Below are 13,587 nucleotides of genomic sequence, written 5' to 3' on the forward strand. Positions count from 1 at the left end.
CAACTCTATTTTCAGCGAGGTTTCTATGCTCTATCCCTGATGCAGCAAGCTCTCTAGGTACGTTGTCACCCGTTAAGGTTTGCTGCACACGCTTCGCGTTCCATGTCGCTTGCGAAACGCGTCTACACCCATCCCTCACTCGTGGGTTACGACGGCATTTAAGTGACCTGGCAATTGCCCCAACCCTGACCGCCTAACCCACGCTACGAATCCAAAATCCAAAACCTCCCCATCCTCCCCATCCTCCCCCATCTTCCCCCTACAACCCAACACCAACATTAGCCGTCTCAAGTCTGTCACCGGCCTGGCCAAACCCCATCAGATACAACAGGGCCATCCGTACTGCCACACCACTGGTTACCTGTTCACTAATTAAGCTGAAGCGGGGGTCATCCATCAGGTCAGAGCTAATTTCGACCCCCCGATTTACTGGTCCAGGGTGCAGCACTTTAACCGTAGGCTGACAGGAGGCAATGCGATCGCGGGTAATCCCAAACCCCTGGTGATATTCCCGCAGGCTGGGCAGCAGATGTTGGGTCATACGCTCCTTTTGCAACCGCAGGGTCATGACAAAATCGGCTCCCTCTAGGGCCGGAGTCAGCGTACTGTGCTGGGTAATGGAGCGGGGTATCCCCAGGGGGCACTGGTCCACAAACGCCTGCCCAAAACCAGGGGGCAACAGGGTGGGCGGTGCCGCCAGGTGCACCTCCGCCCCGCAGGCAGTCAGGCTCCACAGGTTAGAGCGAGCGACCCGAGAATGGAGAATATCCCCCACAATGGCAACTTTCTTGCCAACCAACAAGCTACTGCTGGGGTTATCCGGATTGAGGGTCAACCCCAGTGTGAATAGATCTAAGAGCGCCTGGGAAGGATGGGCATGGAGACCATCTCCACCGTTCAACACCCCCACCCCGGTCTTGAGGCGATCCATTTCGGTGGCGATCGCCATGGGGACCCCCGCCTCCTGGTGACGAATCACCATCAGATTGGTGCCCATCGCCAGATAGGTTTTGGCGGTATCCAAAATAGTTTCCCCTTTGCTTAGGGACGACGTCCCTGGGGAAAAATTAATCACATCCGCCGAGAGGCGTTTGGCCGCCAGCTCAAAGCTGCTGCGGGTGCGGGTGGAGGGTTCAAAAAACATGTTGGTCACGACCACCCCCTGTAGGGCCGGTACCTTACGGGTACGTCGCGACAGCACCTCCCGAAAGCTCACAGCCGTCTGTACCACCGTTTCTAGCTCTGCCGCCGTAAAATCGGCCAAAGACAACACATGTCGTCGAGTCCAGGGAGTATCTACCATGGTCCGTTGCCTTAACCCCGCTCAAGTCCGTCATCACCATACCTGGAACTGGGGCCGGGGGGGGATGGGGGTATTATTGCTGGGGGTGATGTTGGTCGGGTGTGGTGTTGGTCGGGGGGACGAGGCAGATGGCAGCGGCGGGGCGGCGGCGGCAGTGATGTTTTTATCGCTGCCCAATCCTGCCGATGACTTGCAGCAGGCGGCCCAAGCCACCTATAGCCAGGAGCGACAATGGACGGTACCCGAGAACGCCACCACCGTCATGGTCTATCGCCTGATGTCAGACTGTGAAGGATACCAGCCGGAGCCGGTGCAGGTGGCCGAGGCCGAGGCCGAGGCCCTAGACCAAACGGTAGCCCTAATTTTGGCCGAGCAGCAGTTCCCAGAATTTACCCTATCGGGCTATCGGGTGACGGTGGACCCAGACACCAAAACCGCCACCATTGACCTGCGGGTGGCCCGCACCTCACGACGGGTGCTCAATTCCCTGTCGTTGTGTGAGCAAAAGGCGATGCTAGGCAGTCTCAAAGAAACCCTAGTCAACCATCCAGACTGGGGAATTGAGGCGGTGGACTTCACCAATCGCGGCAATCGGCTAATTTTGTAGGGAAATTATCGTTTTGATACTGATTTTGAGGCGGTGATGTACCAGCGCCAGGGCAGATCGGCCCCCTGGGTAAGGCCGATGCGGGTGGTTTGGGTGACGGCCCCAGGGCTGAAGCGGTCTTGCCCGGCGGGGCAGCGGTGCTCTAACCAGAGGCCGCTTTGGGGTGCCAGGGGGATTGCGGTGAGGCTGCGATCGATGTCCAATAGCTGACACAACTTGCCGGGGCCAGCCCCCCAGCGGTCTGACCTTTCGCGGCGATAGCCCTGAAGCCAGGGGGGAATTGTGTCTAGCTCAATGGCCCGCACCAGCACAGCGCTGGGGACGCGATCGCCATCGGTGACCACGTTAAAGCAGTGGTACATACCATAGATCAAATACACATAGCTATAGCCTGCTGGGCCAAACATCACCCGGTTGCGGGGGGTTTCCCGGCGATAGGCATGGCAGGCCGGGTCTCCGACGGTGTAGGCTTCGGTTTCGACGATAATACCTGTCAGTTGACGGCCATCGGGCCAGCGGCGGACGATGCGGCACCCCAATAAATCGGGGGCGACCTGCCGCGAACAGCGACTGAGCCAGGCTGGTTCAATCAGCCTAGAAGAACTGCTGGGGGAAGGGAGAGAGCGATCGCCCATGGTTTCAACTATGGCACAACAACATTAGGCATAACCCAAGCTTGGCCACCTGGTCTTCCCACGACCGGGTCCCCTTGCTAGGATAAACCTGGCCAATGCCACTGAAACTGTAAACTGAGACCGTAAACTGAGTCGAGGATAATGCCCTGGTTGGTCACTCTCCGAGTATTCAAGTTGGCTAGCAGCCATAGCCGTACAGGCTACGGCTATGCTATCTAGAGCAAATCTTTCCTTCTATCCACATTGAGCATTTATGGACATCAAACTTGTTTTAGCCATCCTCACCGGGGTATTTGTGGTAGCCACCCTGTTCTTTGGCACCAAAAACGGCTTTTACGATACCGACGACTATCACGGCAATGGCTCAGCCCACTAGGCTAGACTGATCTCACCGGCTCGACATCCCTACCCTGCATCGGTGATTCCAGAGTAGGGCTAGTAGGATAACTATAGTGGTGTGAGTACGGGAGATAATGACGTTGTGAGCGAGGTGGCCTGCTTTCCCTATGCTGTCGGCCATGGTCAAGAAGGCATATGCCTAGAGGTTCAACTGGGACCTAGGCGCGTGCTCTTAGACTGTGGGGTGGCGGATCTTGCCGCCTTAACTGCGGCTGATATCGGGGCCGTTGATTTTTTATTTTGTAGCCATGCCCATAGCGATCATGCCCGTGGCGTCTTGGCCTTCAACCAGAAGTTTCCCCAGGTACCCATCTACAGCAGCGAGGTGACGACCCAACTGCTGCCCCTGAATTGGCTGAACCAGCAAGATACGGTACCCCCTCATCTGGGCCAGGCCTTGCCATGGCATACCCCCATTAGTCTGGCGGATGATTTAACCATTCAGCTGTGGCCGGCGGGCCATTTACCGGGGGCCGCCTGTGCTTTACTCACCTACACTACCCCCCAGCGGGCTTACACCCTGTTTTATTCAGGGGATTTTTTTATTTCTAATTCTCGCCTGGTAGATGGTCTACCCTTAGAGGAACTGAGAGGGCTAAAGCCTGATGTGCTGATTGTTGAGGGCAGTGACGGTACAGCCCAACACCCCCATCGGCGTCAGCAAGAAAACCAGTTGGCGACTACGGTTAATCGTCTGTTGCAAGAGCAGCGATCGGTGCTCTTGCCCACCCCCACCCTGGGTATCGGGCAAGAGTTGGTAATGCTGTTGCGCAGCCACCATCAATTCACGGGCAAGAATGTCACCGTTTGGGTTGATCCGACGGTGGCCGCTGGCTGCGACCTGTACCTAGAGTTGATGCCCTATTTTCCCAGTAGTGTGCAAAATTTTGCTCGCCATCAGCCGCTGTTTTGGGATGAACGGATTTTGCCCCGCATTCGCCGCCTGGGGCCAGGGGACCGCCCTTGTGCTGACACCCCCTGCATTGTGATTGGTCACCGGGATGCTGACCTCAGTACCTACTGCCGCTCATCCCCCTATCCATGGACAGTGTTGCTACCAGAAGACTTTGCGGCTGATGTGGCGAATACGGTGCTGGTGGCTACGGACTCTGAGGCCGAGCGCACCCTGGACTGGCTGCAAACCCTAGGACCAGAAATGGAGTCAGGCCAAGTGCAGTTGGATACCTATCAGTTGACCACCCACTGCGATCGCGCTGGCACCACGCAACTGATTCACAATCTACGCCCCCAACACATTGCTCTTGTCCACGGTAAACCGTCTCACCTGGCTGATCTAGCTGGCCTCGAGGAGTTGCAAACCCGCTATCAACTGCACCTACCCTCAGCGGGCAAGCGGGTGGAATTTCCCATCGGCGATCGCTTCATTCAGCCCGCCGCCCCAGAGCCCATCTTCGAGGGAGAAATCACCGAAACCGATGAGACCCTCCAGGTGCAACTTCCCCCTGCGATCGCCGACGATCCTCGCTGGCGACGCTTTGCCGACACCGGCATGGTCCAAGCCCGGTGGCAAGGGGACGACCTGGTGATCAAAGGCATCAGTCAGCGGGAGTTGCTGCGGGCTGTCGGCAATGATGACGACCTCACCCGGCCCGACAGCTGTCGTCGCTGTCGCCATCTGCGGCAGGGGTATTGCCGCAATCCCGCCTCGCCCCTGTGCGGGTTTCAGGTCAGCCCTGAAGGGTATTGCTCCGCCTTTGAGGCCAAGCCACCGGCTCCTCAGCTAGAGTCCCCTGACAAGGAGGAGTCGGCGTAGGGGAGATGGGGAGATGGGGGGATGGGGAGATGGGGGGATGGGGGGATGGGGGGATGGAGTGGGGAAGTAGGGGAATTTTGGATTTTGGATTTTGAATTGAAGTCGCAGGTGCGTAGGGTGCAATAGCGGCCAGGGTCTAAAAGTATTGGCCGCAATGCACCGCTTTTGGCGAGGCAATAGATAACAGCCTGACGTAGGGGCGGACCGGTGTGTCCGCCCTGGCAGGGAATCTGGCCATGAAGAGGCGCCCCCAAGCACAGCCTGACGTAGGGGCGGACCGGTGTGTCCGCCCTGGCGGGGGAATTGTTGTGACAGCGGTCGTAGCGTGGGTTAGGCGGTCAGAGGTATAGGGCGCGCTAGGCCACCCGAGTTACCGCCGTAACCGACGGCTGGGGGCATAGATTATCAAGAGGAAATCCTGAAGTTTCGTTGGTATTAGTTGCCAAGTTCCCAGAAATCAGTACCATTGGGTCTGAGCTTATGCTGAAGGGGATAGTTCCAATGCCTGACATGACCCTTGATTTGCCCTCTCAACCTAAGGACGGTGCGACGGCCCCAAGTCTACTGGTGCAACAGGCCGTTAGCAGCCTGATGCTCGGCCTTGATGACGAGCTGCTGCGCTATCGCCAGAGCCGATCTGGGCAAGTGCCTAAGGGACCAGGCTCAACTATTAAGTTTCGTCAGGCCGCTCGCAAACCGATTAAGCTGATGACAGTGAATCAAGCAGCGGCAGCCACAGCCCCCAGGACGGGAACCTCAAGCCTAGCGGTTGCACCATCACCACCCACCAATCCTCAGGTGCAAGCCATCTTAGGGCAGCAGGCCCAACCCACCACCCAGGCCTACATCCCGAAAACCACGGTTCATCGCACCCAGCTTAGCCACGGCGGCACCCTCACCACCTACCGGGCTATGCCTGAAGACTACTTAGAGAGTAGCGAGGCCCTACTCGGCAGCCTACCCCAAGATGAAGCGAACGACTTGGATGAGGGGTCCTCGTTAACTCGCCAGTTAATCAGCCCCTTGGGCATTGGGGCGCTGCTGCTCCTGCTGGTAGGTAGTGCCAGTTTCGGGTATCTCGTCACCTCGCCCCAAGCAGTCAGCCACTTAACTGAAAATCCCCTGGTGCAGCGGTTGACCGGTAACTCAGACACCAGTGATGGCGAGGTTGCCTCTGAAATGGCGATCGCCGAAGACTCTCCCACCCCTGGCCTGCGAGGCATCGGGCCAGATTTGTCAGAGCAAGAGTTCATGGCTCTCAGCCTAGATCGCATCAGTGCTTTACCTGGCAGTCAGTCCTCGTCTAGGCCCGCCACAAGGGAAGTCGAGCTAGACGATATGGATATGGATACCCCTGAGGCTGCCCCCAACACCACAGACTCAGCCACCAGCCCCGATCGACAGGCCCTCTCCAGTCAGGGTACAACGTCGGTTCAGGCAGAGATTGTCCGGCCTCCTGCTCAAGCCAATCTAGAGACTGGGGCTACGGCACCTCGTGCCTCAGCCTCCCCTGCGCCCAGCCGCCAGCAACCTGCGGCCACCACTCCTCCGGCTAGGGTTCAGGCAGCCCCCCCGGCCGCCAGTGCACCGCCGCCCCAGCCGTTAGCGGCTAATCCCGCCCCGGCAGCCCCTAGACCCATCGCGCCACCGGCTCCCCTCTCCCAGGCCCCAGCCGCCTCTCCCCCAGCCCCAATCACCCAGGCCCCACCCGCCCCGTCCACCAGCTATTACGTGGTGACCGATTACGCCGGTAACCAGTCCTTAGAATCAGCTCGTACGGTGGTCGGTGATGCCTATGTGCGCAGTTTTCCCAACGGCACCCGCATCCAGCTCGGGGCCTTTTCCCAAGAGTCATCTGCCCGTAACCTAGTGCAGCAGCTTCAGAACCAGGGCATTCCAGCTCAGGTCTACACCCCCTAGTACCGCTAGGCAGAAATGCGATCACCTTGACTGAGGGTATCAGGTGCTAGGTGTCAGGTATCAGGAATGGTTGGTCGGCTTCTGCCAAAAAGTACTAGCTCCTGAGCCAGGTTGATGGTATGACGACCCTGCTATGCTGAAACAAGGTAATCCAGGCTGAGAAAATGGCTATCTTGGGAGAGGATCTATGGGCCTGTTAGACCGTGCATGGCGAGCACTGCGAGCCAACTTAACCGGGCTAGTGAATGACGCCGAGGACCCCGAAAAGGTGCTGGAGCAAGCTCTGGCTGACATGCAAACTAACTTAATTCAGCTCCGCCAGGCGGTTGCCCAGGCCATTGCCACCCAAAAACGTACGGAACGCCAAAGCGCCCAGGCTAAATCCACCGCAAAGGAGTGGTACAACCGGGCTGAACTGGCCCTGCAAGAAGGGTCCGAAGACTTAGCTCGTCAGGCCCTGGCCCGCCGCCAAGGCTATTTAGAGTCTGCCCAGGCGATGGATGCTCAAATTGGTGAGCAGCAGCAGGTGGTAACCAAGCTGAAGGATAATATGCGGCGACTAGAGGTCAAAATCGCCGAAGCCAAAACTAAGAAAGATCTGTATATCGCTAGAGCTCGTTCCGCCGAAGCCTCCCAACGCATTCAGGACATGATTGGACAAACTGGCACCAATAGCTCCATGGTGGCCTTTGAGCGGATGGAAGAGCGGGTAATGGACTTAGAGGCCAAGGCAGAAGCTTTAGAAGAGCTCAGTGGTGACCCGTTAGAGCGGCAATTTGCAGCCCTAGAAAACAACCACAGCCCGGTGGATAACGAGTTAGCAGCGATGAAGGCTCGGCTATTGGCCGGGGGCGAAGACTGATCGGTCTAGGACTGCTTGACAGAGACATGACCACCGTTGCTGAGGGTGTCAGGTATCAGGAATGATTGGCCGACTTATGCCGCAGAGCAAGGGCTGGCAATTTCACCCTACGATAGGTACGATCGCGGCCTTAAAGCAGAGATGTTCTTCCTCGGAGGTCCCCTAAGGCTGACTAATGGTATAGCAGTTACGGCCTGCGGCCTTAGCCTGGTACAGCGCCATGTCGGCCCGATGCAGGAGTTCTCGCGGAGAATGTTCCTGGGGGGTGGGGTAATGGCTAACCAGCCCAAAGCTGAGGGTAATCTCCCCGCTAACCAGTGAGTAAGCATGGGCCAGGTTGAGAGCGGCGATCGCCCGTTGAATGTCCTCTGTTAGCTGTACCGCCCCATCAATAGAGGTATTGGGCAGCAGCATGACAAATTCTTCGCCCCCATAGCGGGCAACCAGGTCCCCCGGGCGGCGTGAAACCGATTGCAACATTTGGGCGACCTGTTGCAAACAGTTGTCGCCAGCCAGGTGACCATAGTTGTCGTTGTAGGGTTTGAAATAGTCTATATCGCACAAAATCAGGGCCAGGGAGGTTTGTTGACGCCTGGCCCTCAGCCATTCCCGGTCCAGGGCCTGGTCAAAGCTGCGACGATTAGCCAATTGGGTGAGGCCATCAATGGTTGCTAACCGGTTCAGCTGAGTGTTGACTAGCGTTAGCTGTTGATTTAGCTCCACCTGGGCTGCCTCTGCTTGCTTGCGCTGGGTAATATCCCGCACCATGATCAGTACTTCGTGGTCGTTAAGGGGGACAACCCGCGACTCTTCGTAGCGGGTTTGGTCGTTGAGTTCTAGGGCATGTTCATAGCGCTGCTGGGTGCGAGTGATTAGGGCCTGGTGCACATAGTGCATGCGCAGATCAGCTAAGGCTTTCGGAAAGCCAACATAGACGGACTGGGGGTGATCCCGCGAGATAGGACCGTAAAGAGCAATTTCACCTCCCGAAATCAGGTTAAGAATATAGCCCTCGCCGTTCACTCGCATCAGCAGGTCAGGAATGGCGTCTAACATAGCCTGTTGGGTAGCTTGCAGGTCTTTGAGGGCCAGCTCAGCTTGTTTGCGATCGCTAATATCGACCGTGGTGCCATCAATCCGAATCGGGTTTTGCTCTGCATCAACCACCAGCCTGGCCTGGCCATGTACCCAGCGGATGATGCCATCCGCTCGGACAATGCGGTACTCGCAGTCCAGTTTGCCGGTTTGGTCTAGTTGCTGGATAGCGGCCATCAACCAGGAACGGTCCTCTGGGTAAACGCAGTTAAACCACAACTCAGGATGACTGAGAAAAGCCTCGGGGCTATAGCCATAAACAGCCTGGGTAGCAGAGTTCACATAAATGGTAGCCAGGCTGTTTGGATGCACCGACCAGACCACCGACTCTAAGGAGTTGAGAATGCTATCCATGCGCTGCTGCTGCGATCGCAAATCAGCCTCAACCTGCAACAGTTGAGCCGCCTGCTGGGCTGTCTGTTGTTCTAGCTGACGTTTCAGAGCGCTGCGCTCTGCCTCTAGCTGTTGGCGATCGCTAGTATCGCGAAAAATCGCTAAATGGCAGTGGGGGCTAATGTGAGCTGTCAGTGATAACTCTCCAGGTTTTACCGCTCCGCTAGCCAATCTCAGGTGGCACTCGCTGTAGCCCTGACCCTGTTGCAACCAAGCCTGCCACAGCCCTTCAAAATTCCTTTCTGTATCCACAAACTCAGTCATCGGTCGCCCGACCAAGGTCTGTCGAGGCAGCTCCAACAGCTGACAGGCTACTTCATTAGCCTCCAGGCAGCAACTCTGGTTATCCAGCACTACCATGGCATCGCAGGAGGTGGTCAACAACCGCCCCAGGGGCTGATTAGGTTCCCAGGGTAGGACTGTATCTGCTGCAGAAAGCTTAGGGTCAGAGAAAGTTGACATTTTCAGAAGCTGGCAGGAAGGGTATCAAAGGCTAAAAAATACAGAGGTTACAACGATTCAGCCTAGAAGCTGCCCTGCCTTCATAGTAGACCGCCCCCGGTATTAAGAAAGCCAACAACTGGGGGATCGCGCCCAAACAAACAGCGCAAAATCGATCTAGAAGCCTACGATCGATACACCTAACGTGGTGTCTCCTAACGTGGTGTTTCCTAACGTGGTGTTTCATGCCCCAGCCGCTTCTGGACAGAGTAGGCTTCACCAGCGCCGCCCCTGATTCCGACCATCATTCAGGATTTTATCGTGATTGCTTTTCCTCCCCAGCCCTACTGCCACCTGAGCCAGGTCACCGTCGTGGGAGCTGGCAACGTCGGTAGCACCCTAGCCCAGCGAATTTTAGAGCGCAACCTAGCCAATGTGGTCTTAGTTGACATCGTCGAGGATCGCCCCCAGGGGATTGCCCTTGATTTAATGCAGTCTCGCGGCTGCGAAGGCCACAATCGCACCATTACAGGCACCAACACTTACGCTGACACCGCCGACTCAGATATTGTGGTGATTACCGCTGGGCTACCACGCCGCCCCGGCATGAGCCGTGACGATCTGACCCAGGTGAACGGCAAAATTGTGATGGAAACCGTGCAGCGGGCCCTGGACTATTCCCCCCATGCCTGCATCATTGTGGTCACCAACCCCCTGGATGTAATGACCTACCTAGCCTGGACAGTAAGTGGGCTGCCCAGCTACCGAGTCATGGGTATGGCTGGCGTGTTAGACTCAGCCCGCTTCCAAACCTTTATTGCCATGGAGCTAGGGGTACCGCCCAGGGATGTATCAGCCATGGTGCTAGGCGGCCACGGCGATCTGATGGTGCCGTTACCCAAATACTCCACTATCAGCGGTATTCCCGTGAATGAGTTGCTGTCCCAAGAGCGCCTACAGGCGCTAATAGAGCGCACCCGCAACGGCGGGGCCGAAATTGTGCAGCTGCTGAAACAGGGGGGTGCCTATTACGCCCCAGCCTCGTCTACCTGTCTGATGGTGGAAGCAATTTTACACAACCAGTCCCGGATCTTGCCCGTAGCCGCCTATCTGGAAGGGCAGTACGGCATCCAGGATCTTTTCTTGGGGGTTCCCTGTCGCCTGGGGCTGAAGGGGGTCGAGCAGGTGCTAGAGCTGTCTCTGACCGAGGGGGAACAGGCGGCCCTAAGCCGGTCTGCCAGCTCGGTGAAGGAGCAGGTGCAGCGCTGTTTGCAAGACCTATCGGTTTAGGTGAGCACCACAATCAGTAGCAAAAAACCGGTTACGATCGCCGCCGACTGCCAGAAAATGTGCAACGTCATATTGTTAACCATGGTGGTTGGCCTCCCAACCTTAAAATCAATCTTGGGTCTAGTGAGCCAGGGTCGTCTATGCACAGAAACAGATAAATCCTGAGTTGGCCTCGCCTGGTCTTGTCTTAGTCTTCCCGCCAGACAACCCTGAGTTGATCCTGCAGCCAGGCTGTCAGGCTCCAGGTGCTCCTGACTGGTAGTCTGAGGCATCAGTCGGCCCACCATTCCTGACACCCACCTCTGCCCACTTCGACAGGCTCAGCGCAGGCTTCCCAGGAGGGGATGCCGATACCTGACACCCTCGGCAACGGTGGTCATACTTCAGCCAGGCAGTACTAGCGCTAACTCTAGGACTAACCTAAGCTGCTATCGGTGCCCCAGGGGTGATGCTCCCCGGGGCAGGCGGTGACATTGTCTGACAGAGAAGGTGATCAGTGACCCAATTTTTAGCGATTCCCACACCCGCCCCCCAGCATTACTGGCTCAGCCATGGCCGGGTTCCCCTAGCCTGCTTGCCTACCGATGGGGGTGATTATGCCCCGATCCCTGACCTGGCGGCCCCACCTTTTTCAGAGGACCTGGTGGCAGTCCATGTGGAAATTACGGGAGGGCAACTTTCGGCCATTGTGCCCGCTAGCCAGCCCCTGCCCCCAGATGTTCCCCAGTACAACCTGCACCAGGGGCTGCTATGGCCCTGCTTTGTGGATAGCCACACCCATCTGGATAAGGGGCAAATCTGGCCCCGCAGGCCCAACCCCGATGGCACGTTCCATGCCGCCCTAGAGGCCGCCCGCCAAGACTACGCCTGCTGGCAGGCAGACGACCTCTATCGCCGCATGGAATTTGGCCTGCGGTGTAGCTATGCCCATGGCACCCAGGCCCTGCGCACCCACCTGGACTATGTCGAGGGCAAAGAGACGCTAAATTTTCAGGTTTTTGCGCAGCTAGAGCAGATTTGGAGCCACAAACTGACCCTACAAGCGGTGGGGCTGACGGCCATGTCCATTTACGGTCAGCCCAAGGCCGAGGCCTTTGCCAATCTGGTCGCCGACCATGGGGCTATTTTGGGTGGTGTGATTTACCCCGACCCTGACTTAGCACAATGGATTGATCGGGCCTTTGTCCTGGCGGAGGAGCGAGGGTTAGAGCTGGATTTTCACGTTGACGAGAGTCTGGACCCCCAGGCAGAAGGACTGCGCCTGGTGGCCCAAACCAAATTGCGCCGAGGGTTTCAGGGGCGGGTAAACTGTGGACACTGCTGTAGCCTATCAGTGCAGGCCACAGACCAGGCCCAAGAGACCATGCAGCAGGTGAAACAGGCGGACATCAGTATTGTCAGTCTGCCCCTGTGCAACCTCTACCTGCAAGACCGCCACCAGGGGCGGATGCCCCGCTACCGAGGAGTGACCCTACTGCCTGAGCTACACCAACTGGGGGTGGCGGTGGCCCTGGCCAGCGACAATTGCCGTGACCCCTTCTTTGCCTACGGCGACCACGACATGGTGGAAGTGCTCACCCAGTCGGTGCGCATCGGCCACCTCGATCGGCCCATTGGCGACTGGGCTAAGGCGGTCACCAGTACCCCGGCCCAAATGATGGGCTTACCCAGTGGTGGTCTACTGAAGACCCACCAACCAGCTGATATCGTGCTGTTTTCGGCCCGTACCTTTAATGAGCTGTTGTCACGCCCCCAAAGCGATCGCGTGGTATTGCGCCAGGGCCAACCCATTGACACCACTCCCCCCGACTACCGGGAGCTAGACTAGGCCCCTTCCAGGTCTGGAGGCAGGGGCGCTCCATCTGGGCCTTCCAGCACAAACCCGGCATCGCGGATCAACTCATAATCAGCCTGGGCAGCCTGGCCAGGGGTGGTCAGATAGTCGCCAATAAAAATAGAGTTGGCGGCATAGAGCCCCAGGGGTTGTAGTTGCCGCAGCTGCACCTCACGTCCACCAGCAATCCGCAGCTCTTGGCTGGGCAACAGCAGGCGGTACAGGCAGAGAATCCGCAGGCACTGGCGAGGGTTAAGCTCTCGGCGGCCCTCAAACGGGGTACCGGGAATGGGAATCAGGAAGTTCAGCGGCACACTGGTCACCTGGAGATCCCGCAGGGCCAGGGCCATATCGATAATGTCATCGGCGGATTCCCCCAGGCCAAAAATCCCCCCGGAACAGGTGGTCAGCCCGGCTGACTGTACCGCCTTCAGGGTTGCCATCCGGTCTTGAAAGTCATGGGTGGTGCAGATATCGCCATGGTGCCGCTCTGAGGTGTTGAGGTTGTGGTTAACCCGGTCAACCCCGGCCGCCGCCAGCTGTTGGGTTTGCTGCTCATCCAATAGCCCCAGGCAGGCACAGATTTTCATTGGGTAGCGGGCTTTCACCTGGCGCACCGTCTCCAGCACATCGGCAAACACTCTCGGGGCAGGCGATCGCCCCGAAATCACCATGCAAAATGTCCCCGCTTTCAGGGTATAGGCCCGCTCGGCCGCCGCCAGGATCTTCTCCTGGGCCATGAAGGGATACGTTTCAATCTCAGCGGTCGAAATTTTAGATTGTGAGCAATAGTGGCAGTCCTCGGGACAGAGGCCACTTTGGGCATTCAGCAAGAAGTGCAACCGCACCCGATTGCCCCAGTAGTGGCGCCGCACCCGATAGGCGGCAGCTAACTGATCCAGCAGGGCTGTGTCGGGGGCGTTGAGGACCGCACGGGCCTGCTCGCGGCTAAGCACATCCCCAGCTAAGGCCTGATCTGCTAAGGCTTGCCAATCCAGGCTGGGGGAAGCAACAGGAGCAAAAGTCATAGGTGT

11 protein-coding genes are annotated in these 13,587 nt (G+C 57.7%); 7 read left to right on the forward strand and 4 right to left on the reverse strand.

The window, feature by feature from the left end; translation table 11 throughout:
- Window positions 1-259 precede the first annotated feature (259 nt).
- Window positions 260-1,303: an aspartate carbamoyltransferase catalytic subunit gene (locus tag E1H13_RS10550; RefSeq protein ID WP_169613378.1), complete on the reverse strand. Its 1,044-nt coding sequence runs from the start codon at window positions 1,301-1,303 to the stop codon at window positions 260-262.
- On the opposite strand from E1H13_RS10550, the gene E1H13_RS10555 reads away from it, so the two are divergent.
- Window positions 1,302-1,910 (forward strand): hypothetical protein, encoded by a 609-nt coding sequence (locus E1H13_RS10555; RefSeq protein WP_169613379.1) that lies wholly within the window; start codon window positions 1,302-1,304, stop codon window positions 1,908-1,910. The genes E1H13_RS10550 and E1H13_RS10555 overlap by 2 nt on opposite strands.
- A gap of 5 nt (window positions 1,911-1,915) precedes the next feature.
- Here the strand turns inward: E1H13_RS10555 and E1H13_RS10560 are convergent, their stop codons facing one another.
- Window positions 1,916-2,545, reverse strand: a complete 630-nt coding sequence (locus tag E1H13_RS10560) for a DNA-3-methyladenine glycosylase (protein ID WP_169613380.1) — start codon at window positions 2,543-2,545, stop codon at window positions 1,916-1,918.
- Window positions 2,546-2,798: 253 nt separating this feature from the next.
- On the opposite strand from E1H13_RS10560, the gene E1H13_RS27665 reads away from it, so the two are divergent.
- From E1H13_RS27665 to E1H13_RS10575, 4 genes are all read left to right on the forward strand, one after another.
- Window positions 2,799-2,921 carry a hypothetical protein gene (locus E1H13_RS27665; protein ID WP_256378511.1) on the forward strand — a complete coding sequence of 41 codons (123 nt, stop codon included), beginning with the start codon at window positions 2,799-2,801 and terminating at the stop codon, window positions 2,919-2,921.
- An 81-nt stretch (window positions 2,922-3,002) separates the two neighbouring features.
- Window positions 3,003-4,718 (forward strand): MBL fold metallo-hydrolase, encoded by a 1,716-nt coding sequence (locus tag E1H13_RS10565; protein ID WP_347404143.1) that lies wholly within the window; start codon window positions 3,003-3,005, stop codon window positions 4,716-4,718.
- Between the two features lie 501 nt (window positions 4,719-5,219).
- Complete coding sequence (locus E1H13_RS10570; protein ID WP_169613381.1) at window positions 5,220-6,638, forward strand: SPOR domain-containing protein; 1,419 nt, start codon at window positions 5,220-5,222, stop codon at window positions 6,636-6,638.
- 187 nt (window positions 6,639-6,825) lie between these two features.
- A complete protein-coding gene (locus E1H13_RS10575) occupies window positions 6,826-7,500 on the forward strand; it encodes a PspA/IM30 family protein (RefSeq protein ID WP_169613382.1) in 675 nt (224 codons plus the stop codon).
- A 162-nt stretch (window positions 7,501-7,662) separates the two neighbouring features.
- Here the strand turns inward: E1H13_RS10575 and E1H13_RS10580 are convergent, their stop codons facing one another.
- The gene (locus E1H13_RS10580; protein ID WP_169613383.1) at window positions 7,663-9,450 is read right to left on the reverse strand and encodes a diguanylate cyclase; all 1,788 of its coding nucleotides are present in this window, start codon (window positions 9,448-9,450) and stop codon (window positions 7,663-7,665) included.
- A 300-nt stretch (window positions 9,451-9,750) separates the two neighbouring features.
- On the opposite strand from E1H13_RS10580, the gene mdh reads away from it, so the two are divergent.
- Both mdh and E1H13_RS10590 read left to right on the forward strand, forming a co-directional pair.
- Window positions 9,751-10,719, forward strand: a complete 969-nt coding sequence (mdh, locus tag E1H13_RS10585; protein ID WP_169613384.1) for a malate dehydrogenase — start codon at window positions 9,751-9,753, stop codon at window positions 10,717-10,719.
- 496 nt (window positions 10,720-11,215) lie between these two features.
- A complete protein-coding gene (locus E1H13_RS10590; RefSeq protein WP_347404144.1) occupies window positions 11,216-12,547 on the forward strand; it encodes a cytosine deaminase in 1,332 nt (443 codons plus the stop codon).
- Here E1H13_RS10590 and bioB read toward each other — a convergent pair.
- Complete coding sequence (gene bioB / locus E1H13_RS10595) at window positions 12,544-13,581, reverse strand: biotin synthase BioB (protein ID WP_169613385.1); 1,038 nt, start codon at window positions 13,579-13,581, stop codon at window positions 12,544-12,546. The genes E1H13_RS10590 and bioB overlap by 4 nt on opposite strands.
- Window positions 13,582-13,587 lie beyond the last annotated feature (6 nt).

It is taken from the genome of Nodosilinea sp. P-1105 (assembly GCF_012911975.1).
Taxonomy (GTDB): domain Bacteria; phylum Cyanobacteriota; class Cyanobacteriia; order Phormidesmidales; family Phormidesmidaceae; genus Nodosilinea.

Coding starts and splice junctions, on each gene's coding strand:
- E1H13_RS10550 (WP_169613378.1), bottom strand. CDS start 1,303: ATGGTAGATACTCCCTGGACTCGACGACATGTGTTGTCTTTGGCCGAT.
- E1H13_RS10570 (WP_169613381.1), top strand. CDS start 5,220: ATGCCTGACATGACCCTTGATTTGCCCTCTCAACCTAAGGACGGTGCG.
- E1H13_RS10580 (WP_169613383.1), bottom strand. CDS start 9,450: ATGTCAACTTTCTCTGACCCTAAGCTTTCTGCAGCAGATACAGTCCTA.
- E1H13_RS27665 (WP_256378511.1), top strand. CDS start 2,799: ATGGACATCAAACTTGTTTTAGCCATCCTCACCGGGGTATTTGTGGTA.
- E1H13_RS10575 (WP_169613382.1), top strand. CDS start 6,826: ATGGGCCTGTTAGACCGTGCATGGCGAGCACTGCGAGCCAACTTAACC.
- E1H13_RS10555 (WP_169613379.1), top strand. CDS start 1,302: ATGGTCCGTTGCCTTAACCCCGCTCAAGTCCGTCATCACCATACCTGG.
- E1H13_RS10560 (WP_169613380.1), bottom strand. CDS start 2,545: ATGGGCGATCGCTCTCTCCCTTCCCCCAGCAGTTCTTCTAGGCTGATT.
- bioB (WP_169613385.1), bottom strand. CDS start 13,581: ATGACTTTTGCTCCTGTTGCTTCCCCCAGCCTGGATTGGCAAGCCTTA.